Genomic DNA, 25,849 nt, shown 5'->3' on the forward strand with positions numbered 1-25,849 from the left:
AGCGCCGTAGCGTGGCCTCATGCGCATTCTGGTTCTGGGCGGCACGGCCTTCCTGTCAGCAGAAATTGCCCGGCAGGCACTCGCCGCCGGGCACGACGTCACCTGCCTGGCACGGGGGACCGTGTCCCCACCGCCGGACGGCGCCGCCTGGCTGCAGGCGGACCGCTCGCACGGCCCGGCTGCCTATGCGGGAGCCGCCGCGGCCGGCGGCTGGGACGCCGTCGTCGACGTCGCCCGCGACCCCGGACAGGCGCGGGAGGCCCTCAAGGCGCTGGGCGGTGAAACCGGGCACTGGACCTTCGTCTCGAGCTGCTCCGTGTACGCGGACCATTCCGTCGCCGGAGCGGCGGAGGACGCCGCCGTCCTGGAGCCGCTCGCGGCCGGCACGGAACCCAGCGCCGGGAACTACGGCGCGGCCAAGTCTGCGATCGAACGGTGGACCGGGGAGCTGGCCGGGGACAGGGCCCACCTCTGCCGTGCCGGACTCATCGGGGGCCCCGGGGACGGCTCGGACCGCTACGGCTACTGGCCGGCGCGCTTCGCCCGGGACACGGAGCCCGTCCTCGTCCCGGACATCCCGACGGACGCCACCCAGGTCATCGACGTCCGGGACCTCGCCGCCTGGGTCCTCGCCGCGGCCGAAAACGGGATCACCGGGGCGTTGAACGCCGTCGGTGAGCCGGTGCCTTTTGCCGCCTATCTCGAAGAGGCCCGGCAGCTCGCCGACGGCGGAGCCGACGTCGTGGCCGCCCCCGAGGGCTGGCTGGCCGCGCACGGGGCAAACTACTGGGCCGGCCCGGACTCGCTGCCGCTCTGGCTGCCGCCTGGCCACGAGGGCTTCGCCGCCCGCAGCAACGCGGCAGCCCTGGCCGCCGGGCTGCGGACCCGCCCCTGGATGGACACGCTGCGGGACACCCTGGCGGATGAGCGCCGCCGCGGACTCGGCAGGAAACGCAGGGCCGGGATGAGCCCGGAGACGGAACGGAAGATCCTGGCCGGGTACAGGGCCGAGTTCGGCTAGCCGCTCAGCCCAGCGGGTGCTCCACCACCGTGGTGGGCGTGTGCAGGACGGGGAAGTTGACGCTGCGGGCGATGAAGCAGACCTGGTTCGCCTCGGTGTGCAGCTGTTCCATGAGTTCCGCCGCCGCCGCCGGGGCTGCCACCGTAACCCGGGGACGGAGCGTGGCCGACTCGAACTGGCCGCTGCCGTCCCGGTTAGTCCGCATCAGGGCCTCGGCACGGTCCTCGTAGGCCGTCACCACCACGCCGTGCTTCACCGCGACGTGCAGGAAGGAGAGCATGTGGCACTGTGACAGCGCGGCCAGGAGCAGCTGTTCCGGGTTGCAGCGGTTCCGGTCGCCGTGGAAGGTCGGGTCCGCGGAGCCCTGCAGGACTGGCAATCCCGGGATCTCGACGTCGTGGTCCCGCGAATAGCCGCGGTACGACGCCGTCCCCGCGCCCAGGTTCCCGGTCCAGCGGACTGTCAGCGCATAGCGGTGCTCGTCGAGGCTCATGGCTCCAGCCTAAGTCACCTCTCCTCCCAACTGACCCGCATCAGGGGCCGTTCTGGGCCTCCAAAACGGCCCCTGCTGCGAGTCAGATGGATGGGACTCCGCTTGCGGCCGGCCTAGCCGACGTCGGCCTGGCGGGCGCGCAGGGCGCGGGCCACGCCGTCGCGGTTTTCCAGCATCATCCGCCGCAGCGCCGCGCTTTCCTCCGGCAGCGAGGCGAGGAACTCATCGGTCCGGTCAACGGTGGACTGCGTGGTCCGCTGCGCCGGGTAGAGCCCAACGACGATTTGCTGCGCCAGCGCGTGCGTCCGCTCCTTGACGATGCCAGGGACGGCCTCGAAGTACTTCTCCGCATAGGGCTCCAGCAGGGCCGTGTCCAGCACCCGGGTGAAGCCGTTCACCGCCGAGCCCTGCAGGGCGTTGGACAGCTCGCCCGTCACCACGATCGACTGCCAGGCCGTTGACTTGGCCTCGGCGGTGGGGATGGCCGCCGTGGCGAGGGCAGCCGCGTTCTGCCCGGTGGCCGTATTGTCCTTGGCCAGCTCGGCATCGATCTGCTCCTGGCCGGCGCGGCCGCCGACGACCAGGGACGCGATCAGTTCCCAGCGGAGGTCCTGGTCCACCGTGAGGCCCTCAAGCGCTAGGTTCCCCGCCAGCAGTCCGGCGACGGTGTCCAGCTGCCCGGCGCTGCGGGCCAGCAGGGCGTAGGACTTCACGAACTGCAGCTGCGCGTCGGAACCGGCCGGGACGCCGGAGGCGAGCTCCCAGAGCCGGTCGGCGGCAGCCACGGCGGTGGCTTCCTTATGCTCCCCCGCCACGTAGAAGTTCAGCGTGGTGGCGAGCTGGCGCAGCTGCACCAGGATCACGGAGGAATCGGATTCCTCGGCAATGTTGGCCAGGATCAGTTCCACGTAGCCGCGGGCGGGGGTTTCGCCGTCGCGTGCCGCGTCCCAGGCCGAACCCCACACGAGGGTTCGGGGGAGGCTCTCGCTGAAGTCCTTGAGGTGCGCCGTGGCGGTGGCGAGGGACGTCGGGTCGAGGCGGACCTTGGCGTAGGCGAGGTCGTCGTCGTTGAGCAGGATCAGGTCCGGCCGGGCGAGGCCGGCCAGCGCCGGCACATCGGTGCGCCCGCCGTCGACGTCGAGCTCCTCGCGGTGCACACGCTCCAGCTTCCCGGCGCCGTTGAGGTTGTAGAAGCCGACGGCGAGCCGGTGCGGGCGGAGGGTGGGCTGGCCCCCGGTGGCGGACTGCAGGATCGCGAAGGCGGAAATGGTGCCGTCCCCGGCCACGGACAGCTCGGGCTTGAGCGTGTTGACGCCGGCGGTCTCCAGCCAGAGCCGGCCCCACTGGTCCAGGTCGCGGCCGCTGGCCTTTTCCAGTTCGGCCATCAGGTCGCTGAGCTCGGTGTTCTGCCAGGCGTGCTTGCGGAAGTACTCGCGGACTCCGGCCATGAACTCCTCCGGACCCACCCAGGCCACGAGCTGGCGCAGCACCGAGGCGCCCTTGGCGTAGGTGATGCCGTCGAAGTTCACCTCGACGTCCTGCAGGTCGTTGATCTCGGCGAAGATCGGGTGCGTCGTGGGGAGCTGGTCCTGGCGGTAGGCCCAGGACTTCTCCACCGAGGCGAACGTGGTCCAGGCATGGTCGAACTTCGTGTTCTCGACGGCGGCGAGGTGTGACATGTACTCGGCGAAGGACTCGTTGAGCCAGAGGTCGTTCCACCAGCGCATCGTCACGAGGTCCCCGAACCACATGTGGGCGAGCTCGTGCAGCACGGTGATGGCACGGCGCTCCACCTGGGCGTCCGTGACCTTGCTGCGGAAGACGTAGCCCTCCAGGATGGTCACGGCCCCGGCGTTCTCCATGGCCCCGGCGTTGAACTCCGGTACGAACAGCTGGTCGTACTTCTCGAACGGGTACGGGCAGCCGAACTGCGCCTCGAAGAACTCAAAGCCCTGGCGGGTGAGTTCGAAGATATTGTCGGCATCGAGGTACTGCATGAGGGACTTGCGGGCAAAGACACCCAGCGGGGTGACCTTGCCGTCGGCGGAGACGACTTCGCTGCGGACGGACTGGTACGGCCCGGCGATCAGGGCGGTGACGTAGGAGGAGAGCCGCGGTGTGGGGGTGAACTCCCAGACGGAGCGGGCGCCGCCGTCCGTGCCGGGGATGGTCTCGACCGGCACCGGGGTGGGGGAGTTGGAGATGACATCCCAGTGCGAGGGAGCGGTGACGGTAAAGGTGAAGCTGGCCTTGAGGTCGGGCTGTTCAAACACGGCGAACACCCGCCGGGAATCCGGAACCTCGAACTGGGTGTAGAGGTAGACCTCGTGGTCCACCGGGTCCACGAAGCGGTGCAGGCCCTCGCCGGTGTTCATGTACGGGGCCTCGGCGACGACCAGCAGATCGTTCACGGCTTCCAGGTTCCGGAGCTGGATGCGGATGCCGTCGGAGACCTCCGCCGGATCCAGTTCGAGACCGTTCAGGGTCACGCTGTGCACCGCGTCCGTGACGGCGTCGATGAAGGTCGAGGACCCCGGCTTGGCCGTGAACTTCACGGCGGTGGTGGTTCCGAAGACTTTCTCCCCACGGGTCAGGTCGAGCTCCACTTCGTAGGAGTCGACGGCGATCAGTTCGGCGCGCTCGCGTGCTTCGGCGCGCGTCAGGTTCATTCCGGGCAAAGTGGGGCCTCCAGGGATGCGTAGGGGTGGGAACTCGATACTGTGAAACTATTCTTTCACTTCTGCGGGGCTTGGCAAGTTGTCTTAGGTCACACCACGATACCGAACGGCCAATGGCCGGGAGTAGCGTTGGGATATGGGAAAACTTCAGAATTCCGTCGACGCCAGGGCGCTGCGCTTCGCCGTGGGGTTCCCGCTGATGCTCGCGGCCGCGTTTGTGGTGTGCGCTTTCCTGATCCGGCCCGATCTGCCCGAGCCCTTGGCGGTCCGGTGGGACGACGCCGGAGCTGTGGGCTTCGCGCGCTTCGAAGCCGTTGTGGGAGTCGGGGCGGCCATGATCGTGCTGATCGGCTGGGCCGTGCTGGTGCAGGCCGTGCCGCTGTCCCGCCCGGCCATCATGCGCCGGATCATGATGGGTACGGGGCTGTTCGTGAGCCTCTTCATCGCCACAGTCCTCGCGGCCGTGCTGGTCGGGCAGCTTGGCCTGGAGGACGCGGGCCAGGCACAGGTGGACGTCGCCGTGCTCGCCATGGGCAGCGGCGCGGCCCTGGGCCTGGGTTTTGTTATGGGCTTCGTCTTCAAAGCCGACGAGCGCTGGTCCACGGATGACGACCGCGCCATGCGGGAGGCCCTGGCCCGCGACCTTGACCCCGACCTGGCCCGTGATTCCCTGAGCCTCTGGGTCCATGCCCGCAGCTCCGTCTTCGTGATGCTCGGGATCGCCACGCTGCTTCCCGCCGCCCTCCTGACCATCGCCGTGCCGTGGCTGGCCGCCGTCCTGGTGGGCCTGGCCCTTTTTGCGGCCGCGTTCCTGTTTGCCCGCATCCGCGTGGACCGCAGCGGCCTCCGGGTGTTCGCCGCGGGATTCGTGCGGGTCATGGATGTGCCGGCCGCCGCCATCGACGCGGCGACGCCGAAGGAAGTCAGGGCCGCCGACTACGGCGGCTGGGGTTACCGGAGCCACGGCAGCACGACGGCGCTGCTCGTCAGCAGCGGCCCCGCCGTCGTCGTCGACCGCTCCGACGGACGGAAACTGGCGGTGAGCGGCGGCAGCGCCGCGACGGCTGACAACATCGCACAGGCGCTGTCCCGGGTGGCGGCCCGGGCACGGCGCAACGGCGGCGCCACCGATGTGTGAAGCCGGCCGGACAAGGCGCCCGGCCCGTGCCCTAGTAAGCTGGGAACAGCCCCCAAACCCGCACCAGCAGCCCGAGTGACTTCACTGGCCTGCCCGACTGAACGGATACTCCGTGACTCCTTCGGACTTCCCGCGCGTGCACATCGCCACCGACCACGCCGGCATGGAACTCAGCGCCCACCTCGTGAGCTACCTCACGGGCAAGGGCTACGACGTGGTCGACCACGGACCCAGGGTCTATGACGCCCTGGATGACTACCCCTCGTTCTGCATCAACGCCGCGCTCGCCGTCGTCGCCGACCAGGAGGCCGGCACCAACGCACTGGGCATCGTGCTCGGCGGCTCCGGCAACGGCGAACAGATCGCCGCCAACAAGGTCACGGGCGTCCGCGCCGCGCTGGCCTGGAACCTGTCCACGGCCAGGCTCGCCCGTGAGCACAACGACGCCAACGTAGTCGCCGTCGGCGGCCGCCAGCACAGCGTCGGGGAAGCTACCGAAATCATCGAAGCATTCCTGGCCGAACCCTTCAGCAACGACCAGCGCCACGTCCGCCGGATCGGCAAGATTGCCACGTACGAGCGCACCGGCGAGGTCATCGAGTAGTGCCGGAGGGGCATTCCGTCCACCGGCTGGCCCGCCAGTTCGGGGACGTTTTCATGGGGGAGCGGCTCGCGGTCTCCAGCCCGCAGGGCCGGTTCGTCCAGGGCGCGGCGCTGCTGGACGGCCAGACCCTCGCCGGCTCCGTGGCGCACGGGAAGCACCTCTTCCTGGAATTTGGGCACGGGCTGATCCTGCACGTCCACCTCGGCCTCTACGGCGCCTGGGACTTCGGCGGCGACGCCCGATTCCGTGGCGCGTCAAGCATCGGCGCGCCCCGCAAGGTGGGGGAGCGGGAAATCTACGCCGCAGTCGGCGGGGAGGCTGCCGGCACGGATGCCGCCCCAGCCTCCGGCTCTGACACCTACGCCGGTCCGCCCGCGCCGGTAGGCGCCGTCCGGGTCCGGCTGGCGAGCGGCCACGGCTGGGCCGATCTACGGGGTGCCACGACGTGCGCGGCGCTCACCGGAGCGGAAGCGGACGCCGTTTTGGCCCGGCTCGGCCCCGACCCGCTGCGCAACCTTCCCGGCGACAGGGAGGCGTTTGCCGCCCGGATCCGGGCCAGGCGAACGCCGCTGGCGGCACTGCTGATGGACCAGAAGCTGGTTGCCGGCATCGGGAACGTCTACCGCGCCGAACTGTTGTTCCGGCAGCGCCTTGACCCCTGGCTGCCGGGCACGGCGCTGCCGGCAGAGGCGGCGCAACGGCTCTGGGACGACGCCGCCGCCATCATGTCCGACGGCGTCCGCGACGGCCGGATCATCACCACGCCTCCGCGCTACTGGACCGGACCCGACGGCGGCCGGCCGGGCAGCGGCGAATCAGGCACCGTGCTGCCGGCCCCGGACGAGTCACATTTCGTGTACCGAAGGCAGGGCCTGGACTGCCGCGACTGCGGAACCCGGGTGGCGCTGACCGAGCTGGGGGCCAGGAAACTCTATTGGTGCCCGTCCTGCCAGGCGGCCCCAGCGGAAAATATGACCCGGCAGGCATGAAAAGCATGAACCGGCAGGCACGAAAAAAGCCCCTCCGGAGAGGGGCTCCTTTCGTGCCGTGGCGTGTCCTGGCACCGCTGGAGGGGACGACGGGAATCGAACCCGCATCATCAGTTTGGAAGACTGAGGCTTTACCACTAAGCTACGTCCCCGGGAATCGGCTGGAACTTCAGCCAAACTTCCGGACGGCTGTTGAAGCCGGATACAACTAAACCCAATTCAGGGCCCCAGTGTCAAATGTGCAAATCGGCGCAGTATGGCCGTAGACTGTTCTGTGCACTTACGGGGTGTAGCTCAGCTTGGCTAGAGCGCCTGCTTTGGGAGCAGGAAGTCGCAGGTTCAAATCCTGTCACCCCGACTCTGCAGTACCGCCAGAACTTGGCAAGGCAGAACCCCACCCCCTAAAAAACCAGGAGTACTTAGACTGTGAAGAGCGCTGTCGAGAACCTCACCCCCACGCGGGTCAAGCTCAATGTTGAGGTCCCCTTTGAGGAATTGAAGCCCAGCATCGCAGAGGCATACAAGACTGTTGCTTCGCAGATCCAGGTCCCCGGTTTCCGCAAGGGCAAGGTCCCCTCCAAGCTCATTGACCAGCGCGTTGGCCGCGGCTACGTGCTGGAAACTGCCATCAACGACGGCCTCAACGGCTGGTACCAGGCAGCTGTCCAGGAAACCGGCATCCGTCCGCTGAGCCGTCCCGAGGTCGAAATCACCGAGGTTCCGGACCCGACGTCCACCGACGGCGAACTCAAGTTCCACGCCGAGGTTGACATCCGCCCCGAGATCGAACTGCCCGACTACGCCGGCATCAAGGTTGAAGTTGCCGCCGCAGAGTCCACGGACGGCGACGTCGACAAGGCCCTGGACGAGCTCCGCGGCCGCTTCGGCACACTGAAGTCCGTCGACCGCCCGGCAGCCGACAAGGACTTCCTGACGATCGACATCACCGCCTCCATCGACGGTGCCGAGGTTGATTCCGCCACCGGGCTGTCCTACCAGGTCGGCGCCGGCACCATGCTCGAAGGCCTCGACGAAGCCATCACCGGTCTCAGCGCCGACGAAGACGCGATCTTCGACACCACCCTCGTGGGCGGCGAGCATGCCGGTGAATCCGCCCAGGTCAAGGTAGTGGTCAAGTCCGTCAAGGAACGCGAACTGCCCGACGCCGACGACGACTTCGCCCAGCTGGCCTCCGAATTCGACACCCTGGCCGAACTGCGCGAGGACCTCGCCAAGCAGGCCGTCGAGTCCAAAATCGTGGAGCAGGGCGTCGAAGCCCGCGACAAGGTCCTCGACAAGCTCGTCGAGCTCGTTGAGGTTCCCGTCCCGGCCTCCGTCGTCGAAGAGCAGCTCGAGACGCACTTCAACGCCGAGAACGCCCACGGTGAAGGCGAGCACGACACCGAGGAGCACCGCGCCGAGGTCAAGGCCAACACCGAGCGCGCCTTCCAGAACGAGGTCATCCTCGACGCCATCGCGGAAAAGGAAGAAGTCAACGTCAGCCAGAACGAGCTGATCGACTACATCGTCACCACCGCCGGCCAGTACGGCATGGACCCGAACCAGTTCGCCCAGATCATCGATCAGAGCGGGCAGGTCCCCATGATGGTTTCCGAGGTCCGCCGCCGCAAGGCGCTGGCCGTCGTCCTGGGCCAGGCCGAGGTCACCGACACCGAGGGCAACAAGGTTGACCTGAGTGACTTCGTCCGCCCCGGCGGCGAAGAGGCTCCCGTCGAGACTGCCGTTGAAGCCGATGTCGAGGAAGCCGCTTCCGAGGAAGCAGCAGCCGCCGAGGCCACGAACGATGATCCGGCAGCAGTGAAGTTCTAACTGCACCGGCGTACTCCTAGCCACCGCGGCCAGGCACCGCGGCAGCCCCCGGATCAACGATCCGGGGGCTGCCGCATTTAAGCCCTGCGCTTCATGCCCCCCGACTCCGCAGGACGCGCCCCGGCAATCGTGCGCCGTCAGCGAACAGCCCCGCGGCAGAGCACAAACCGGGTGTGAAAACCGTTAGTGTCCATGTAGGAAAGTTCAGTGATGTCGTCCAGTGACGTCACCGTCGCCAGCGAGAGGTAAGTACATATGTCACAGCAAGCAGGGTCACCCCGGATGGCTACTGTCGATCCGGCAGCCCAGGATAACTACATCTACAACCGCCTGCTGAAAGAGCGCATCATCTGGCTCGGCTCCGAGGTCCGCGACGAGAACGCCAACGCGATCTGCTCGCAGCTGCTCCTGCTTTCGGCGGAGAATCCTGAAAAGGACATCTACCTCTACATCAACTCACCGGGCGGCTCCGTCACCGCCGGCATGGCGATCTACGACACCATGCAGTTCATCCCGAACGACGTCGTCACCGTGGCCACCGGCCTCGCCGCCTCGATGGGGCAGTTCCTGCTCTCCTCCGGCACCAAGGGCAAGCGCTACGCCACCCCCAACGCCCGCATCCTCATGCACCAGCCCTCCGGCGGCATCGGCGGAACGGCCTCTGACATCAAGATCCAGGCCGAGCTGATCCTGCACATGAAGAAGGTCATGGCCGAGCTGACCGCCGACCAGACCGGGCAGAGCGTGGAAACCATCCTCAAGGACAATGACCGCGACAAGTGGTTTACCGCGAAGGACGCACTCGAGTACGGCTTCTTCGACAAGATCGCGGCACACGCGGGATCCGTGGCAGGCGGCGGCGGAACCAACGCCGGTGGCGACGCCGGCATGGGCAGCGGCACCGAGAAGTGACCGGCATGCAGACAGCAATGAATTCAGGAGCAATGAACATGAACTACAACTTCGGTTCCACTGCCGGTAACCTGCCGAGCAGCCGCTACGTGCTGCCGCAGTTCGAAGAGCGCACGCCTTACGGCTTCAAGCGCCAGGACCCGTACACCAAGCTGTTCGAGGACCGCATCATCTTTCTCGGTGTCCAGGTTGACGACGCCTCCGCGGATGACGTTATGGCGCAGCTGCTGGTGCTCGAATCCACCGACCCGGACCGCGACATCACCCTCTACATCAACTCCCCGGGCGGCTCCTTCACCGCCATGACCGCGATCTACGACACCATGACGTACATCCGCCCGGAGATCCAGACCGTCTGCCTCGGCCAGGCCGCCAGCGCCGCCGCCGTGCTCCTCGCAGCCGGCACACCGGGCAAGCGGCTCGCCCTGCCGAACGCCCGCGTCCTGATTCACCAGCCCTCGCTGTCCGGCGGGCAGGGCGGGCAGGCCTCCGACCTGGAGATCCAGGCCGCCGAGGTCATGCGCATGCGTGCCTGGCTCGAAGACACCCTGGCCAAGCACTCCGGCCGGACGCCTGAGCAGGTCAACAACGACATCGAGCGAGACAAGATCCTCACCGCGGCCGAGGCCATGCAGTACGGCCTGATCGACCAGGTCCTGGATTCCCGCAAGATGAAGCCCCAGGCGATCACAAAGTAGGGATTCCCCCGGGGACATGCAGTTCACGGCGCCGGTGCGGTTCACCTCAAAAACGGCCGCACCGGCGTCGGCTTTCCACCCAACAGGCCCAAAGTGACCTAGAGTGGAACATGTCACGGTGGCACCTTCGGGATCGTCCGTGATTCCTAAACGGGTGCAACGCTGCACAGTTGCCATTTACACCAGTTGCTCAACACACAGTAGCTAGTGACAGACTGCAGCAAGATACAAAGGGGTTCACATATGGCTCGGATTGGCGAGAGCACGGATCTGCTGAAGTGTTCTTTCTGCGGAAAGAGCCAGAAGCAGGTTCGGAAGCTCATTGCCGGGCCCGGCGTCTACATCTGCGACGAGTGCATTGAACTCTGCAACGAGATCATTGAAGAAGAACTCGCCGAAGTAGCTGACCTGGGCAGTTTCGAGCTGCCCAAGCCCCGCGAAATCTTTGACTTCCTGCAGGAATACGTGATTGGCCAGGAGCCCGCCAAACGCTCCCTCGCCGTCGCGGTCTACAACCACTACAAGCGCATCCAGGCCGGCCACGCCCCCAAAAGCGGCAGCCTCGCCGAGGGCGTGCACCACGACGACGTCGAGATTGCCAAGTCAAACATCCTGCTGATCGGCCCCACCGGCTGCGGCAAGACCTATCTGGCCCAGACCCTGGCCCGCCGCCTCAACGTCCCCTTCGCCGTCGCCGATGCCACCGCGCTGACCGAGGCCGGCTACGTGGGTGAGGACGTCGAGAATATCCTCCTCAAGCTCATCCAGGCCGCCGACTACGACGTCAAGAAGGCCGAACAGGGCATCATCTACATCGACGAGATCGACAAGATTTCGCGCAAGAGCGAAAACCCCTCCATCACCCGGGACGTCTCCGGCGAGGGTGTGCAGCAGGCGCTGCTGAAGATCCTCGAGGGCACCGTCGCCTCGGTCCCGCCGCAGGGCGGACGCAAGCACCCGCACCAGGAATTCATCCAGATCGACACCACCAACGTTTTGTTCATCGTGGCCGGCGCCTTTGCCGGCCTCGAGGAGATCATCGGTTCGCGCTCCGGACGCAAGGGCATCGGCTTCGGTGCCCCGCTCATCGAGGTCAAGAACAACACGGACTCCTACGGCGAGGTCATGCCGGAGGACCTGCTGAAGTTCGGGCTCATTCCGGAATTCATCGGCCGGCTCCCGGTCATCACCACGGTCTCCAACCTTGACCGCACGGCGCTGATCCAGATCCTGTCGACGCCCAAGAACGCCCTCGTCAAGCAGTACCAGAAGATGTTCCTGCTCGACGGCGTCGAGCTGATCTTCGAGGACGAGGCGCTCAACACGATTGCCGACCAGGCGCTTGAGCGCGGCACCGGCGCCCGCGGACTCCGTGCCATCATGGAGGAAGTCCTGCTTCCGGTGATGTTCGACCTGCCCAGCAGGGACGACATCGCCAGTGTTGTGATCACGGAAGACGTCGTCTCGAAGAAGGCCGAGCCCACCATGATCCCGCACGACGTCAAACGCCGTAAATCGGCCTGAGCTGGAATAAATCCCCGGCCCGGGCCGCTGTCACCTTTGACGCGCCCGGTCTTTGAGCTGCCGCAGCGCACATTTCCCGCAGACTTCCTTAGGAGATCACCTGTGTCTGAATCCCTCACCGATCAAGCAGAGACCAGCAAAGCCGACTTCTGGTTTGACCCGATGTGCCCCTTCGCGTGGGTGACGTCCCGCTGGATCAGTGAGGTCGAAGAGGTCCGCGACATCAGCACCGAATGGCACGTCATGAGCCTGGCCGTGCTGAACCAGGGCCGGGAAGAACTCCCTGAGCAGTACAAAGAGTTCCTGGCCAAGGCCTGGGCGCCCGTGCGGGTCATTGTTGCTGCCGCCGAACAGCACGGCACCGAGTACGTCAAGCCGCTCTACGACGCCATGGGCACCAAAATCCACAACGAGGGCAACGGCGACATCGCCGAGGTCATCTCCAAGTCCCTCGCCGAGGTGGGCCTGCCGGCGGAACTTGCGGCCGCGGGCCGGAGCGACGAATTCGATGCGCAGCTCCGCGTCAGCCACGACGCCGGCATCTCCCTGGTGGGCCAGGACGTGGGAACGCCCATCGTTGCCTTCAACGGGACCGCGTTCTTCGGCCCCGTGCTGACCCGCATCCCGCGCGGCGAAGAGGCAGGACGGCTCTGGGACGCCACCGTGACGCTGGCATCCTTCCCGTATTTCTTTGAGATCAAGCGCAGCCGCACCGAAAGCCCGGTCTTCAACTAGGGCCACGGACAGCACACAAGAGCCCCGGAAGAACTACCCTGATGTAGTTCTTGCGGGGCTCTTGTGTATCCGGAACTCCGGGAGAACAATGGAACTTACCCACTTCGCAGGAAGCGGGACGCAGGAACCAAAGATTCAGTGACACTCATCCGACGCAGCCTTCGGCAAAGTCAGATGATGGCTACCAGTGACGAGGTAGGAAGACCTGGAATTCAGCGGATCCTGCCAGATTGTCTGAGACGTCACGTGGCAATCGAAAGTCGAAGCCCCACCAACGGCAAAACGCTGATGGGGCTTCCCCTTTGCCCAAAAACTCCCTGGCTAGGCCTCGGCGGGCGCCAGAACGACGTCGCTGACGGTCAGTTCGCCCTCGCCGGCCACCAGAGTCAGCTCACGCGCGTTGGCCGCGGCCTTCAGGTCGGCCACGCCGGCCTTGAGCTGCGTGGTAAGGGACTCCGACGCCGTGATGGTCGCGGACAGGACCTCCGTGCGCTGCTTGACCTTGGCCTCGGACTTGGCCTTGCGGAGGCCGCTCAGCGCGGCGCCCACAGTGGCCAGCAGGGTGGTGTCGCCGTCCATCTCCACGGCGGACGGCCACGCGGCGCGGTGTACCGACCCGGTGCGCCACCAGCTCCAGACTTCTTCGGTAGCGAAGGGCAGGAACGGCGCGAACAGGCGCAGCAGCGTGTCCAGGCTCGTCGCCAGCGCTGCCAGCACCGAGGCCTGCTGGTCCTCGCCGGCGGCTCCGTAGGCGCGGTCCTTGATCAGCTCCACGTAGTCATCCGTGAAGTGCCAGAAGAAGCTCTCCGTGATCTGCAGGGCACGGGCATAGTCGTAGTTCTCGAACGCCTTTGTGGCCTGCTGGACAACATCGGAGAGCTGCGCCAGCACGGCCCGGTCCAGGGGGTTGCTGAGCACGGACAGGTCACCGGAAACCACCGAGTCCTCGGTGGCGCCGAGGTTCAGCACGAACTTGGAGGCGTTGAGCAGCTTGATGGCCAGGCGGCGGCCGATCTTCATCTGCGCGATCTCGTACGCCGTGTCCGCGCCGAGCTTGGCCGATGCCGCCCAGTACCGCACGGCGTCGGAGCCGTACTCCTCCAAGACATCCGTGGGGACAATGACATTGCCCTTGGACTTGGACATCTTCTTGCGGTCCGGGTCCAGGATCCAGCCGGAGATGGCCGCGTGCTTCCACGGGGCGGTGTCCTGCAGCGCATCGGCCCGCACGGCAGAGGAGAACAGCCAGGTCCGGATGATGTCGTGCCCCTGCGGGCGCACATCGAAGGGATAGACCTTGGCGAAGAGCGCCTCGTCGGTGCTCCAGCCGCCCACGATCTGCGGCGTCAGCGAGGACGTGGCCCAGGTATCCAGCACATCGGCGTCGCCGGTGAAGCCGCCCGGCACGTCGCGCCGGGCTTCCTCATAGCCGGGGGCCGCGTCCGCGGCCGGGTCCACGGGCAACTGCGCGTCGGACGGGACTAGGGGGGCGGCGAAGTCCGGGTTGCCGTCGGCGTCCAGCGGATACCAGACGGGCACCGGCACGCCGAAGAAGCGCTGCCGGGACACCAGCCAGTCGCCGTTGAGCCCGGAGATCCAGTTCTCGTAGCGGGAGCGCATAAACGCCGGGTGGAACTCGATCTCGTGGCCGCGGGCAATGAGGCGTTCGCGGCGTTCCGCGTCGCGGCCGCCGTTGCGGATGTACCACTGGCGCGAGGTCACCACCTCGAGGGGCTTGTCGCCCTTTTCGAAGAAGTTCACCGGGTGCATGATCTTCTTCGGCTCGCCGTCCATCAGCCCGGCGGCGGCGAGGAGCTGCACCACGGTTTCCTTGGCGCTGAACACGGTCTTGCCGGCGATCGACGCGAATGCGGCGCGGCCTTCTTCGGTGGTGATCCAGTCCGGGGTCTCGCCGAGGATACGGCCGTCGCGGCCCACGATCGCGCGGGTGGGCAGCTGGAGTTCACGCCACCAGGTGACGTCGGTGAGGTCACCAAACGTGCAGACCATCGCGACGCCGGAGCCCTTGTCCGCCTTGGCGAGGGGGTGCGCCTTGACCTCCACCTCCACGCCGAACAGGGGAGAGGTGACTTTCTTGCCGAACAGCGGCTGGTACCGTTCGTCGTCGGGATTCGCCACGAGGGCGGCGCAGGCGGCCAGCAGCTCGGGGCGTGTGGTCTCGATGTAGATCTTCTCGCCGTCTTCGGTGAAGAAGGGGTAGCGGTAGTACGCACCGGCGACCTCGCGGTCCTCCAGCTCGGCCTGGGCCACCGCGGTGCGGAAGGTGACATCCCACAGGGTGGGCGCTTCGGCCATGTACGCGTCGCCCGCGGCGAGGTTCGCCAGGAACGCGCGCTGGGAGATGGCCCGGGACTTGTCATCGATGGTGCGGTAGGTCAGGTCCCAGTCCACGGACAGGCCGAGGGTCTGGAAGAGGTTCTCGAAGACCAACTCGTCCTCGACGGCAAGTTCCTCGCAGAGTTCGATGAAGTTCCGGCGCGAGACGACGTCGAAGTCGCGCTGGTTCCTGGCGGGCTCCGCCGGGGGCCGGTAGCCGGCGTCGTAGACCGTGGTGGGATCGCAGCGCACCCCGTAGTAGTTCTGCACGCGGCGTTCGGTGGGCAGGCCGTTGTCGTCCCAGCCCATCGGGTAGAAGACGTTCTTTCCGGTCATGCGCTGGTAGCGCGCCATGACGTCGGTTTGCGTGTAGGAGAACATGTGACCGACGTGCAGCGACCCGGACGCGGTGGGCGGGGGAGTGTCGATCGAGTAGACCTGCTCCCGCGTGGTGTCCGGGTTGAACTTGTAGGTTCCTTCCTCAAGCCAGCGCCGGGTGAGGGCGTCTTCCAGCCCCTCCAGGGCGGGCTTGTCCGGAACGTTGATGGGGGCAGTGGTGGGCGTGTCTGTACCCTGAGTGTCTTCAGCCATGGGGCAATTGTTTCACGCCCGGCCAGTCTGACCTGCAGCAGCAGGCGCACGATGGAGAAATCTGCCGCCGGATTCGCGGTCAAGGGCGTCTGTGACGTGTGCCGCGCGGGGACGGCGGGCTTCCGGTTACTGTGGAGCCATGACTGAGGGAATCAACAACAAGGCAGCAGTAGTCAAAGCGGCAGTTGTCACCGGCGCCAGCACCGGAATCGGCGAAGCCACCGTGCGTGCGCTCCGGACCGAGGGCTGGACGGTCTACGCCGTCGCCCGCCGGGCGGACCGGCTTGCGGCGCTCGCGGCAGAAACCGGCGCCGTCGCGCTTCCGGCCGATGTGACCGACGACGCCGACGTCGCGCGGCTTGTCGAGGAGGTGGCCCGCGCCGGCGGAATCGACACCCTCATCAACATCGCCGGCGGCGCCCGCGGTGCCGACAAGGTGGCCGAGGCCAAGACCGAGGACTGGGAATGGATGTTCGAGGTCAACGTCCTGGGCACCTTGAAGCTCATCCGGGCCTTCCTGCCGATGCTGCGCGCCGGCGGCGAGGGAACTGTCCTGAACCTCACCTCGACGGCGGGACTGTCCGCCTATGAGGGCGGCGGCGGCTACAACGCCGCGAAGTTCGCCCAGCACGCCCTCACCGGCGCCCTGCGCCTCGAAGAGGCCGAGCACAACCTCCGGGTGATCGAGGTGGCCCCCGGCCTGGTGCAGACCGAAGAGTTCGCGCTGAACCGGCTCGGCGGCAATTCCGAAGCAGCCGCGAAGGTCTACGCCGGGGTCGAGAAGCCGCTCACGGCGGACGACGTCGCCGACGTCGTCCGCTACGCCGTCGTCCTTCCGCATCACATCAACCTGGACCAGATCGTGATCCGCCCGGTGGCGCAGGCCGCCAACTACAAGCTGATCCGCAAGGGCTAAGGCGCAACCGGGACGGCGCCGACGGGTGGCAACGTCCGCCGTTCACCTGCGTTTGTCACGGCAGCCATGCTGAGGCGGCCCCGTAGTCGCCGCGGCGGGGAACGGTGGCAGGTGCAACTGCACACCACCAGAGTGGAGAACATCCCATGCACACCCCGACGAAGCTTGGCGCTGCCATGCTCAGCGCAGCCCTGCTCCTGGCCACGGCAGGCCAGGCGCAGGCCAACGGCCCCAGCAACGACGGCAACGGCGCCCACGGCAACGGCCAGCATTCCGGCCGCGGGCATTTTGACCTCGAGGCCCACCGCGGCGGGATCGGCCTGACGGTCGAATCCACCCTGGCGTCTTTTGCAAAAGGCATCGAGACCGGGGTGTCGACCCTGGAGCTGGACCTGCAGATCACGAGGGACGGCCGCGAGGTCATTACGCACGACCGTAAGATCAGCGACAAGAAGTGCCTCGATACGGCGCCGGTCACGCCCGATGATCCGCAGTTCCCCTACGTCGGCAAATACGTCAAGGACCTGACGTTCGAGCAGGTCCGCAGCCTGGACTGCGGTTCGCTGACCCAGCCGCAGTTCCCCGGGCAGCAGGCCTCGCCGGGCGCCAAAATGCCCACGCTCGCGGAAGTCTTTGCCCTTGCTGACTCCTACCGGGCCGGCCGGGTGAAGTTCAACATCGAAACCAAGGTGGAAGCCGGGGCGCCGGAGCAAACGGCCCCGCGCGGGCAGTTCGTTGACGTTGCGCTCCGGGAGATCAACGCAGCGAACATGCAAAGCCGTGTGTCGATTCAAAGCTTCGACTGGGGCTCCCTGCGTCTGGTCCAGCAGCGTCAGCCGCAGATTCCCACCGTCGCCCTCACCAACAAGGACTTCCTCCAGGCCGGCCAGCCCGGCAGCTCGCCGTGGCTCGGCGGCATCGACGCCGACGACTTTGGCGGGGACCTCATTGCGGCAGCCGCCTCGCTGGGATTCGACGCCGTCTCGCCCGTGCACGGCGCGCCGCAGAACGGCGCAGTGACGGATCCTGGCTACGTCCCCTACGTCACCGCTGACATGGTCCAGCGTGCCCACGCCGCCGGCATGAAGGTCATCCCGTGGACCGTAGATGACAAGCCGACAATGCGGGCGCTGATCGGTGCCGGCGTCGATGGCATCATCACCGACTACCCGGACCGCCTGCGCGATGTCATGGCCGAGTCCGGCCTGAAGCTGCCCCGCGCCTTCGGGCCGCGGCCCGGACACTGAGCCGCCGGCCCGGACACTGAGCCGCCGGCACTGCACTTCACGGCACTGCACTCCTGGCCAGGCAGCCCGGGCCAGGCAGCCGGACAGCCGGCGTCAGCCGCGGTACACCAGCCGGGACACCAGGGCCAGATGATCCGGCCCCGGGATGGCGACCGTGGTGAAGGACTCCACCGCCAGTTCCCTGCTGACCAGGACGTGGTCGATCTGCACAAACGGGGGAGCCGACGAGTTCGCCGGCCAGGTCGGCCAGAGTCCCCGGCCGGTGGCCGCCGCGGCGTCGCTAAGTCCGGCGGACAGCAGGCTCCGGAGCCCCCGATGGTCCAGGCTTGCATTGAAGTCACCCAGCAGTACGGCGGGCGTGCCGTCCGGCGCCGCCCGCTGCAGCCTGGCGAGTTCTTTGAGGTCTTTGCGCCAGCCGGACACTTGCCCCGGGCGGGGTGACTCCACGTGAACCGCCGTCAAACGAATCCCCTGACGGATGCCGGGCACGTCGGCCACGGCCCTGCTTTGGAAGGACTCGCTGCCGGGAACACGTTTCTGCGGCGACAGCGGGAAGACCGAGAAGATCCCGCTCCCGGTGTTCGCCCCGTCAATATCCAGTGCCCGGTGGGGCAGAAGCCTGGCGATGCCCGCATCCTCCAGGCGTTGCAGCGTCACCGGGCTGAGCTCCGGTAGGGCCAGGATCTCGACGCCGTGTGCGCCCACCGCGCCGAGCACCGCAGCGGCGTCCAGCTGGGCGCCACCGACATTCAGGGCCATGACCGTCAGCGGTCTGCCCTGCTCCTCGCCCGCTGGACCTTGACTCAGCGGGCCGGCCCGGTTCGCCGCCAGCGGGTTCCAGCCGTCGGGGAGCAGCCGGGGAGCAAGCATCGAGAGCTGGGCGGCCAGCAACAGGACCACGCCGGCCGAGACCACGAGGCGGACACGACGGCGTCCGCCGATCAGCACCGCCGCCAGAACCGCAGCGAGTACCGCCGCGAACGTCGAGGCCAGCGTCAGGGGATAGCCCGAGAGCAGTTGGACCCACGGCGAGCCCACTTCCCACGGGCCGATCCGCGCCGCGGTGAGCACCGCCCCCGGAAGGGCAAGCACAACGGCCAGGAAGGTCAGCAGGGCCGAGGGTGAAACGCCGGCGTTCCCGGGCGGCAACGCCGCGTGTCCCTCAGCTGGGGTGGCGGTCATCAGTCCATTATCGGCGGCAAACCTTGGGCTGGCCATGGGAAGCGGCGGGGCCTCCGGCGAAGAGGGTAGAATTGACGGGAACCGGGTAGAACCGGCTCAAAAGCTTTGACCCGGCCATCACCGGCGAGCTTTCCGGAAGAAAGCCCCACCGCCACACCAAGCGCGGCAGGGCCGGTAGAACCGGACGGGTAAGCCCGTCACAGCAGTAATGAGCGGCCGACGCCGATGCTCCTCCTCAGGAAAAAGGGGGAGGACCGCCGCCGGTAAGTGAGGTGGTACCGCGGCGCCGGTGCTGTCGAAAGACAGCGCACGGGCCGTCCTCGCATCCTGAATGAATCCACTTGTTCACTAGCTCAACCCAGGATGTCGAGATGACTTATTACCCGAAGGCCTCCGCCGAACCCTCCGGCGCAGGCGCCCGCACGTCTGCTTCCACCACCCCCGGTGTGTCCGCCTCCGTGAAGTTTCCGGAGGTCGAAGAGCGCATCCTCAAGTACTGGGATGAGGACGGTACCTTCCAGGCCAGCATCGACCAGCGCAACCCTGATCTTCCCGGCGGAAAACCCGGCAGCAACGAATTCGTCTTCTACGACGGCCCCCCGTTCGCCAACGGCCTGCCGCACTACGGCCACCTGCTGACCGGTTACGCCAAAGACCTCGTGGGCCGATACCAGACGCAGCGCGGCCGCCGGGTGGAGCGCCGCTTCGGCTGGGACACCCACGGCCTGCCCGCCGAGCTCGAAGCCATGAAGCAGCTGGGCATGACGGACAAGACCCAGATCGAGGCCATGGGCATCGACAAGTTCAACGACGCCTGCCGGGCCTCGGTGATGAAGTACGCAGACGAGTGGAAGAGCTACGTCACCCGCCAGGCCCGCTGGGTGGACTTCGAGAACGACTACAAGACGCTCAACGTCGAGTACATGGAGTCCGTGCTCTGGGCCTTCAAACAGCTTCACGAAAAAGGCCTTACCTACAACGGCTACCGTGTGCTGCCGTACTGCTGGAAGGACGAGACGCCGCTGTCCAACCATGAACTGCGCATGGATGACGACGTCTACAAGAACCGCCAGGACCAGACCGTCACGGTCACCTTCCCCATCACGGCGGGGGAATCGGAGCTGTCCAGGCGGCTCGCGGGCGTGCAGGCGCTCGCCTGGACCACCACGCCGTGGACGCTGCCCACCAACCTGGCGCTCGCCGTCGGGCCCTCCATCAACTATGTTGTCCTGCCGGAAGGCCCGCACGGCATCAAGGCCGCCGCCGCGGACGCTCCGGTGACGGGCAGCTTCCTGCTGGCCGCGGAGCTGTTGGGCGCCTATGCCAAGGACCTCGGCTACGGCGACGGTACCGAGGGCATGGCGGCCGCCGAGGCCGCTGTCACCTCCCGCCACACCGGCGCAGAGCTTGACGGGCTGACGTACGAGCCGCTCTGGGACTACTTCGACGACGCCGAGAAGTATGGTACCGAAAACGCCTGGCGCTTCCTCGTCGCCGACTATGTGACCACCACGGACGGTACCGGAATCGTCCATCAGGCCCCCGCCTACGGTGAGGACGACCAGAAGGTCTGTGAAGAGGCCGGCATCCCCGTGGTCCTCTCTGTGGACGAAGGCGCGAAGTTCCTGCCGCTGTTCGGCCACGGCGACCTCGCCGAAATCGCCGGCCTGCAGGTGTTCGACGCCAACAAGCCCATCACCCTGGTGCTCCGTGCCCAGGGCCGCCTGGTCCGCCAGGCCAGCTACGAGCACAGCTACCCGCACTGCTGGCGCTGCCGCAACCCGCTGATCTACCGCGCCGTGTCCTCCTGGTACGTCGAGGTCACCAAGATCAAGGACCGCATGTCCGAACTGAACCAGGAGATCAACTGGATCCCGGGCAACGTCAAGGACGGCCAGTTCGGCAAGTGGCTCGCCAACGCCCGCGACTGGTCCATCAGCCGCAACCGCTACTGGGGCAGCCCCATCCCGGTGTGGCAGTCCACCGACCCGGACTACCCGCGCACCGACGTCTACGGCTCGCTCGCCGAGATCGACGCCGACTTCGGCCGCCTGCCGCTGAACAAAGCCGGCCAGATTGACCTGCACCGGCCCTTTATCGATGAACTGACGCGTCCCAACCCGGACGACCCCCGCACCCCGGAAGAGGGCCAGTCCGTGATGCGCCGCGTCGAGGACGTCCTGGACGTCTGGTTCGACTCGGGTTCCATGCCCTACGGCCAGGTCCACTACCCGTTCCAGAACGAGGAATGGTTCGACACCCACAACCCGGCGGACTTCATCGTCGAGTACATCGGCCAGACCCGCGGCTGGTTCTACATGCTGCACATCCTCTCCACCGCGCTGTTCGACCGGCCGGCATTCCGCAACGTCATCAGCCACGGCATCGTGCTCGGCTCGGACGGGCAGAAGATGTCCAAGAGCCTGCGCAACTACCCGGACGTCTCCGAGGTCCTGGACCGCGACGGCTCCGACGCGATGCGCTGGTTCCTGATGTCCAGCCCGATCCTGCGCGGCGGAAACCTCGTGGTCACCGAGCAGGGCATCCGCGACGGCGTCCGCCAGGTCATCCTGCCGCTGTGGAACGTGAACAGCTTCTTCACGCTGTACACGAACGCCGCGGATGGCGGGAATGGCTATGACGCGAAGCTGCGCTACGACGGGTACGCAGACACCCTGGACCAATACCTGATGGCCAACACCGGTGACCTGGTCCGCAATGTGACCGCGCAACTGGACAGCTACGACATCTCCGGTGCCTGCGACGAACTCCGCGGTTACCTGGACATGCTCACCAACTGGTATGTCCGGCGCAGCCGCCAGCGCTTCTTCGACGAGAACGTCGATGCCTTCGACGCGCTCCACACCGCGCTGGAGGCCGTGTGCCGGGTTTCGGCATCGCTGCTTCCCCTCGTGTCCGAGGAGATCTGGCGCGGCCTCACCGGAGGGCGCTCGGTGCACCTGGCCGACTGGCCGGACGCCGGGCTGTTCCCGGCCAACGCCGAACTCGTCGAGGCGATGGACCGGGTGCAGCAGATCTGCTCCACCGGCTCCTCACTGCGTAAGGCCGCGAACCTCCGGGTCCGCCTTCCGCTGCAGGAACTCACCGTTGTGGCACCCGGTGCGGATGCCCTGGAAGGCTTCGCCGCCGTCGTCGCCGATGAACTGAACCTTCGCTCGGTACGCCTGCTCGACGCCGGCAGCGCCTCCCCGGCGGAGTTCGGCATCGAACAGAAGCTTGTGGTCAACGCCCGCGCCGCCGGGCCGCGGCTGGGCAAGAACGTCCAGCAGGCCATCAAGGGCGCCAAGTCCGGCGACTGGTCCGTGGACGACGCCGGAATGGTCACCGCCGGCGGCCTCGCGCTTGAGCCGCAGGAATACACGCTGGAAACCGTTGTCGCGGAAGCCGCCCAGGGTGCAGGATCCGGTCCTTCCACAAGGGCAGCCGCGGTGCTGCCGGGCGGCGGCTTCGTGGTCCTCAACACCGAGGTGACACCGGAGCTCGAAGCCGAGGGCGCCGCCCGTGACATGGTCCGTGCCATCCAGCAGGCCCGTAAGGACGCCGGACTCAACGTCAGCGACCGGATCCGGACCAGCATCACGGCGGCGCAGGATGTTGTCGACGCCGTGAAAGCACACGAGGACCTAGTGGTGGCCGAAACCCTGACCATCGAACTCGATCTCAGTTCCTCCGGGGACGACACCGAGCTGCAGATCACCGTCGAAAAAGTAGAGGCCTGAACCATGACCGACGAATTCTCCGTGGAAAGCGTCTACGCCGAGCTGCTGGGCCGGGCGCCGGAAAACAAGATGGAGCCGCGGCTTGCCCCGCTGCACCGTGCGATGGACATCCTGGGCGAGCCGAACAAGGCGTTTCCGATCATCCACGTCACCGGCACCAACGGCAAGACCTCCACGGCCCGCATGATCGAGGCCGGACTGCGTGCTTACGGGCTCAGCACCGGGCGGTACACGAGCCCGCACCTGTCCAGGGTCACCGAGCGGATCAGCATCGACGGCGAGCCGGTGCCGGATGAGACGTTCGTGCGGATCTGGGACGAGATCCGCCCGTACCTCGCGATCGTGGACGGCGAACTCGAAGCCGAGGGCCAGCCCCGGCTGACCTACTTCGAGTGCCTCACCATCCTCGGGTTCGCCGTCTTCGCGGACCAGCCCGTCAACGTGGCTGTCATCGAGGTGGGCCTGGGCGGCGTCACCGACGCCACCAACGTCGGCGACGGCCAGGTCTTTGTGGTCACCCCGATTTCGCTGGACCACACGGACCTGCTGGGCGACACCACCGAGGACATCGCCCACGAAAAGGCCGGCATCATCAAGCCCGGCGGCTTCCTGGTCAGCGCCGTGCAGCCCCGCGACGCCGCCCAGGTGCTGCTGGAGAAGGCCAAGGAAACCCAGGTCCCGTTCCGCTTCGAGGGCGTGGAGTTCGGCGTCGAATCCCGGACCGTCGCCGTCGGCGGCCAGATGGTGAATATCCAGGGCATCGCCGGCCGCTACGAGGATCTGCTGATCCCGCTGCACGGCGCACACCAGGCGGAAAACGCCGCCGTCGCGATTGCCGCACTGGAGGCGTTCTTCGGCGGGGAGAAGGCCCTCGACGCGGACATCCTGCAGGAGGCGTTCGCCTCGGTCACTTCCCCTGGCCGCCTCGAGGTGGTGCGCACCGCGCCGACCATCATCGTGGACGCCGCCCACAACCCGGAGGGTATCCGCGTCTCGGCCGAAGCCATCCACGAGGCGTTCGGCTTCAGCAAGCTCGTGGTGGTGGTGGGGGTCCTGCGCGAAAAGGACGCCGAGGAGATCCTCCGCCAGCTCAAGGAATCATTGGGCGACCTCGCCGCCGAGTACTGCTTCACCCAGTCCAACTCGCCCCGTGCCGTTCCGGCCGAGGACCTCGCCGAACTCGCCGTGGACCTGGGCTTCGGCGAGGACAACATCCACGTTTCGGCGAAGCTCGACGACGCACTCGAATGGGCCGTGGAGCGTGCCGAAGCCAACGAGGACCTCGCCGGCGGCGTGCTCGTCACCGGTTCCATCACCCTCGTGGCGGACGCCCGGATACTGCTCGGAAAGGCGGACGCCTAAGCGATGGCGAAACTCACCAAAGCCCAGCGCGAATGGCGCCCGGGGATGCCCAAGAAGCGCCGCTCCACGAAGGCCATGTTTGCCTCGACGGTCCTGCTGCTGGAAGCGTTTGTGGTACTTTTCGGCACCCTCACGGTCTTCGGGCTGCGGCGGGGCGAGTTCCCGCCGGTCCTGATCTTCGGGGTCGGGTTCACTCTGTGCCTCGTGTACGTCTTGACCTGCGCGGTCGTCTCCAGGCCCTGGGGTGTGGGCCTCGGCTGGATTCTGCAGCTGGTGCTGATCTTTACCGGAATCCTGGAACCGGCGATGTTCCTGGTTGGTGGCCTCTTTGCGGTGGCCTGGTGGTACGGGATCCGCACCGGTATCCGGATCGACCGGGAGTCAGCCCAGCGGGAACGCGAGCAGGCCGCCTGGGACGCAGTGCACCCGGCGGGTTCCGGCCCGGATCCGGCGCCGGAAACCGATGCCCGGAACACGTAGACTGTTGGCAAACCCCACCCCAAAACATTGGAGCAGCTGTGAGCATTGAGCGCACCCTAGTCCTGATCAAGCCCGATGGTGTCACCCGCAACCTGACCGGCAGCATCATCGCCCGGATCGAAGCCAAGGGGTACACCCTGGCCGAACTCAAGAAGGTCGATGCAAGCCGCGAACTGCTGGAGCGGCACTACGAGGAGCACGTCGGCAAACCGTTCTACGAGCCGCTCGTCGAGTTCATGCTGAGCGGGCCGGTTGTCGCCGCAATCTTCGAGGGACACCGCGTGATCGAGGGCTTCCGCTCGCTCGCCGGCACCACGGACCCGACGACGGCGGCCCCCGGCACCATCCGCGGCGACTTCGGCCGCGACTGGGGCCTGAAGGTTCAGCAGAACCTGGTCCACGGCTCCGATTCGGTGGAGTCCGCCGAGCGCGAGATCAAGATCTGGTTGCAGGACGAGGTTCCGGGACACGCTCCCCACCGAGTTGACAGTTAAGGCCAATGAACGCACGCGAACATTGGCCTCAACTGTCAACTCGTTTGCCACCCGGGGCGGTAAACGCGTACTTAGTAACCGGAGGTCCCGATAAAGACCTGGATGAAGGCGAAGAAGATCGAGGCGATCACGGCGACGTAGAGCAGCGCCGTGATGATCCAGCCGGAGTCGCCCAGGATCCGGGTAGGGCCGGCCGGCAGCCGGATCACGCCGTGCGACACGTTGCGGACGGTCACCCAGACGAACAACGGAATCATCGCCGCCCAGACGATCATGCAGAACGGGCACAGTATGTGGATGGAGTACAGCGCCTGGGACCAGAGCCAGACCACGAAGGCGAAGCCTAGCGTCACGCCGGCCTGCAGGCCGAGCCAGTACCAGCGGGCAAACGCGGCGCCGGCCAGCATGGCCATGCCGGTGGTGATGGCGACGGCGAACGCCACGATGCCGATGAACATGTTGGGGAAGCCAAAGAGCGAACCCTGCCAGGTCTGCATCACCTGGCCGCAGGAGATCCACGGGTTGACGTCGCAGACGGTGACGTGGCTGGGATCCTTGAGGACCGCGAGCTTCTCCAGCACCAGGGCTCCGGAGGCAAGCCAGCCGACGACGCCGGTGATCAGCAGGAGCCACGCGAAGGGGCGGTCGCGGGTCATCGGAGGAACGGGCCCGTCTGCCTCGGCAGGACCGGGGGACCGCCTCTGGGTGGTCGCGTCGCCTGGGGCACTGGAGATGCTGGGCATTGAATGAGCGTCCTTTGCGTCGGGTGCAACTGCTCCGATTGTATCGCCGCAGACTGAAGGATGCCGGGGAACTGCCCCTCGCGGTCCGGGTGCCGCCGCCGGCCGCGGGCTTGACATCCCGCTTACGCCTGCTTT

Annotated in this window: 20 protein-coding genes and 2 tRNA genes; 16 read left to right on the top strand and 6 right to left on the bottom strand. The window is 66.9% G+C overall.

The window, feature by feature from the left end:
• Positions 1-19: 19 nt before the first annotated feature.
• A complete protein-coding gene (locus ACZYZE_RS15990; protein WP_463908813.1) occupies positions 20-1,021 on the top strand; it encodes an NAD-dependent epimerase/dehydratase family protein in 1,002 nt (333 codons plus the stop codon).
• Between the two features lie 4 nt (positions 1,022-1,025).
• Here ACZYZE_RS15990 and ACZYZE_RS15995 read toward each other — a convergent pair whose 3' ends face one another.
• A complete protein-coding gene (locus ACZYZE_RS15995; RefSeq protein WP_459317650.1) occupies positions 1,026-1,514 on the bottom strand; it encodes an OsmC family protein in 489 nt (162 codons plus the stop codon).
• 113 nt (positions 1,515-1,627) lie between these two features.
• On the bottom strand, positions 1,628-4,183 hold the full coding sequence (pepN, locus tag ACZYZE_RS16000) for an aminopeptidase N (protein ID WP_459317651.1): 2,556 nt from the start codon (positions 4,181-4,183) through the stop codon (positions 1,628-1,630).
• Between the two features lie 145 nt (positions 4,184-4,328).
• Here pepN and ACZYZE_RS16005 point away from each other — a divergent pair, with 145 nt between their 5' ends.
• The 3 genes from ACZYZE_RS16005 to ACZYZE_RS16015 all read left to right on the top strand — a co-directional run bounded on the left by ACZYZE_RS16005 (position 4,329) and on the right by ACZYZE_RS16015 (position 6,923).
• Complete coding sequence (locus ACZYZE_RS16005; protein WP_463908816.1) at positions 4,329-5,330, top strand: hypothetical protein; 1,002 nt, start codon at positions 4,329-4,331, stop codon at positions 5,328-5,330.
• Between the two features lie 112 nt (positions 5,331-5,442).
• Positions 5,443-5,934 carry a ribose-5-phosphate isomerase gene (locus ACZYZE_RS16010; protein ID WP_463908817.1) on the top strand — a complete coding sequence of 164 codons (492 nt, stop codon included), beginning with the start codon at positions 5,443-5,445 and terminating at the stop codon, positions 5,932-5,934.
• A complete protein-coding gene (locus tag ACZYZE_RS16015) occupies positions 5,934-6,923 on the top strand; it encodes an Fpg/Nei family DNA glycosylase (protein WP_463908819.1) in 990 nt (329 codons plus the stop codon). Before ACZYZE_RS16010 ends, ACZYZE_RS16015 begins: the two co-directional genes overlap by 1 nt.
• Positions 6,924-7,001: 78 nt before the next feature.
• Here ACZYZE_RS16015 and ACZYZE_RS16020 read toward each other — a convergent pair.
• Positions 7,002-7,075 (bottom strand) — tRNA-Gly (locus tag ACZYZE_RS16020).
• A gap of 131 nt (positions 7,076-7,206) precedes the next feature.
• Here ACZYZE_RS16020 and ACZYZE_RS16025 point away from each other — a divergent pair.
• The 6 genes from ACZYZE_RS16025 to ACZYZE_RS16050 all read left to right on the top strand — a co-directional run bounded on the left by ACZYZE_RS16025 (position 7,207) and on the right by ACZYZE_RS16050 (position 12,622).
• Positions 7,207-7,281, top strand: a tRNA-Pro gene (locus ACZYZE_RS16025).
• A gap of 68 nt (positions 7,282-7,349) precedes the next feature.
• Positions 7,350-8,753, top strand: coding sequence for a trigger factor (gene tig, locus ACZYZE_RS16030; protein WP_459317655.1), 1,404 nt, complete (start codon positions 7,350-7,352; stop codon positions 8,751-8,753).
• Positions 8,754-9,035: 282 nt separating this feature from the next.
• Complete coding sequence (locus ACZYZE_RS16035; RefSeq protein ID WP_459317656.1) at positions 9,036-9,665, top strand: ATP-dependent Clp protease proteolytic subunit; 630 nt, start codon at positions 9,036-9,038, stop codon at positions 9,663-9,665.
• A 38-nt stretch (positions 9,666-9,703) separates the two neighbouring features.
• Positions 9,704-10,363 carry an ATP-dependent Clp protease proteolytic subunit gene (locus ACZYZE_RS16040; RefSeq protein WP_282380489.1) on the top strand — a complete coding sequence of 220 codons (660 nt, stop codon included), beginning with the start codon at positions 9,704-9,706 and terminating at the stop codon, positions 10,361-10,363.
• Between the two features lie 243 nt (positions 10,364-10,606).
• Positions 10,607-11,887, top strand: a complete 1,281-nt coding sequence (clpX, locus tag ACZYZE_RS16045) for an ATP-dependent Clp protease ATP-binding subunit ClpX (RefSeq protein ID WP_459317657.1) — start codon at positions 10,607-10,609, stop codon at positions 11,885-11,887.
• Between the two features lie 102 nt (positions 11,888-11,989).
• Positions 11,990-12,622: a mycothiol-dependent nitroreductase Rv2466c family protein gene (locus ACZYZE_RS16050; protein WP_459317658.1), complete on the top strand. Its 633-nt coding sequence runs from the start codon at positions 11,990-11,992 to the stop codon at positions 12,620-12,622.
• 321 nt (positions 12,623-12,943) lie between these two features.
• On the opposite strand, the gene valS is transcribed toward ACZYZE_RS16050, so the two are convergent.
• Positions 12,944-15,550 carry a valine--tRNA ligase gene (gene valS, locus ACZYZE_RS16055; RefSeq protein ID WP_463908822.1) on the bottom strand — a complete coding sequence of 869 codons (2,607 nt, stop codon included), beginning with the start codon at positions 15,548-15,550 and terminating at the stop codon, positions 12,944-12,946.
• Between the two features lie 139 nt (positions 15,551-15,689).
• Between valS and ACZYZE_RS16060 the strand changes: the two genes are divergently transcribed.
• Both ACZYZE_RS16060 and ACZYZE_RS16065 read left to right on the top strand, forming a co-directional pair.
• The gene (locus ACZYZE_RS16060; RefSeq protein ID WP_459317660.1) at positions 15,690-16,466 is read left to right on the top strand and encodes an SDR family oxidoreductase; all 777 of its coding nucleotides are present in this window, start codon (positions 15,690-15,692) and stop codon (positions 16,464-16,466) included.
• A gap of 146 nt (positions 16,467-16,612) precedes the next feature.
• Complete coding sequence (locus ACZYZE_RS16065) at positions 16,613-17,713, top strand: glycerophosphodiester phosphodiesterase (protein ID WP_463908824.1); 1,101 nt, start codon at positions 16,613-16,615, stop codon at positions 17,711-17,713.
• 93 nt (positions 17,714-17,806) lie between these two features.
• Here ACZYZE_RS16065 and ACZYZE_RS16070 read toward each other — a convergent pair whose 3' ends face one another.
• Positions 17,807-18,895, bottom strand: coding sequence for an endonuclease/exonuclease/phosphatase family protein (locus tag ACZYZE_RS16070; RefSeq protein WP_463908826.1), 1,089 nt, complete (start codon positions 18,893-18,895; stop codon positions 17,807-17,809).
• Positions 18,896-19,266: 371 nt separating this feature from the next.
• Between ACZYZE_RS16070 and ileS the strand changes: the two genes are divergently transcribed.
• The 4 genes from ileS to ndk are packed head-to-tail and all read left to right on the top strand — an operon-like array spanning position 19,267 to position 24,971.
• On the top strand, positions 19,267-22,635 hold the full coding sequence (gene ileS, locus ACZYZE_RS16075) for an isoleucine--tRNA ligase (protein ID WP_459317663.1): 3,369 nt from the start codon (positions 19,267-19,269) through the stop codon (positions 22,633-22,635).
• Positions 22,636-22,638: 3 nt separating this feature from the next.
• Positions 22,639-23,997, top strand: coding sequence for a bifunctional folylpolyglutamate synthase/dihydrofolate synthase (locus tag ACZYZE_RS16080; protein WP_459317664.1), 1,359 nt, complete (start codon positions 22,639-22,641; stop codon positions 23,995-23,997).
• Between the two features lie 3 nt (positions 23,998-24,000).
• Positions 24,001-24,477 (top strand): DUF4233 domain-containing protein, encoded by a 477-nt coding sequence (locus ACZYZE_RS16085; protein WP_463908829.1) that lies wholly within the window; start codon positions 24,001-24,003, stop codon positions 24,475-24,477.
• A 38-nt stretch (positions 24,478-24,515) separates the two neighbouring features.
• Complete coding sequence (ndk, locus tag ACZYZE_RS16090) at positions 24,516-24,971, top strand: nucleoside-diphosphate kinase (RefSeq protein ID WP_463908831.1); 456 nt, start codon at positions 24,516-24,518, stop codon at positions 24,969-24,971.
• Positions 24,972-25,042: 71 nt separating this feature from the next.
• Here ndk and ACZYZE_RS16095 read toward each other — a convergent pair whose 3' ends face one another.
• Positions 25,043-25,714, bottom strand: a complete 672-nt coding sequence (locus tag ACZYZE_RS16095; RefSeq protein ID WP_459317667.1) for a vitamin K epoxide reductase family protein — start codon at positions 25,712-25,714, stop codon at positions 25,043-25,045.
• Between the last annotated feature and the right edge of the window lie 135 nt (positions 25,715-25,849).

The organism is Pseudarthrobacter woesei, assembly GCF_055412745.1.

Bases quoted from the DNA above. Each gene is read 5' to 3' on its own strand.
- ACZYZE_RS16085 (WP_463908829.1), top strand. From the start codon at position 24,001: ATGGCGAAACTCACCAAAGCCCAGCGCGAATGGCGCCCGGGGATGCCC.
- ACZYZE_RS16070 (WP_463908826.1), bottom strand. From the start codon at position 18,895: ATGACCGCCACCCCAGCTGAGGGACACGCGGCGTTGCCGCCCGGGAAC.
- pepN (WP_459317651.1), bottom strand. From the start codon at position 4,183: ATGAACCTGACGCGCGCCGAAGCACGCGAGCGCGCCGAACTGATCGCC.
- ileS (WP_459317663.1), top strand. From the start codon at position 19,267: ATGACTTATTACCCGAAGGCCTCCGCCGAACCCTCCGGCGCAGGCGCC.
- valS (WP_463908822.1), bottom strand. From the start codon at position 15,550: ATGGCTGAAGACACTCAGGGTACAGACACGCCCACCACTGCCCCCATC.
- ACZYZE_RS16040 (WP_282380489.1), top strand. From the start codon at position 9,704: ATGAACTACAACTTCGGTTCCACTGCCGGTAACCTGCCGAGCAGCCGC.
- ACZYZE_RS16060 (WP_459317660.1), top strand. From the start codon at position 15,690: ATGACTGAGGGAATCAACAACAAGGCAGCAGTAGTCAAAGCGGCAGTT.
- ACZYZE_RS16095 (WP_459317667.1), bottom strand. From the start codon at position 25,714: ATGCCCAGCATCTCCAGTGCCCCAGGCGACGCGACCACCCAGAGGCGG.
- ACZYZE_RS16035 (WP_459317656.1), top strand. From the start codon at position 9,036: ATGGCTACTGTCGATCCGGCAGCCCAGGATAACTACATCTACAACCGC.
- ACZYZE_RS16005 (WP_463908816.1), top strand. From the start codon at position 4,329: ATGGGAAAACTTCAGAATTCCGTCGACGCCAGGGCGCTGCGCTTCGCC.
- ACZYZE_RS15995 (WP_459317650.1), bottom strand. From the start codon at position 1,514: ATGAGCCTCGACGAGCACCGCTATGCGCTGACAGTCCGCTGGACCGGG.
- ACZYZE_RS15990 (WP_463908813.1), top strand. From the start codon at position 20: ATGCGCATTCTGGTTCTGGGCGGCACGGCCTTCCTGTCAGCAGAAATT.
- clpX (WP_459317657.1), top strand. From the start codon at position 10,607: ATGGCTCGGATTGGCGAGAGCACGGATCTGCTGAAGTGTTCTTTCTGC.
- ACZYZE_RS16065 (WP_463908824.1), top strand. From the start codon at position 16,613: ATGCACACCCCGACGAAGCTTGGCGCTGCCATGCTCAGCGCAGCCCTG.
- ACZYZE_RS16080 (WP_459317664.1), top strand. From the start codon at position 22,639: ATGACCGACGAATTCTCCGTGGAAAGCGTCTACGCCGAGCTGCTGGGC.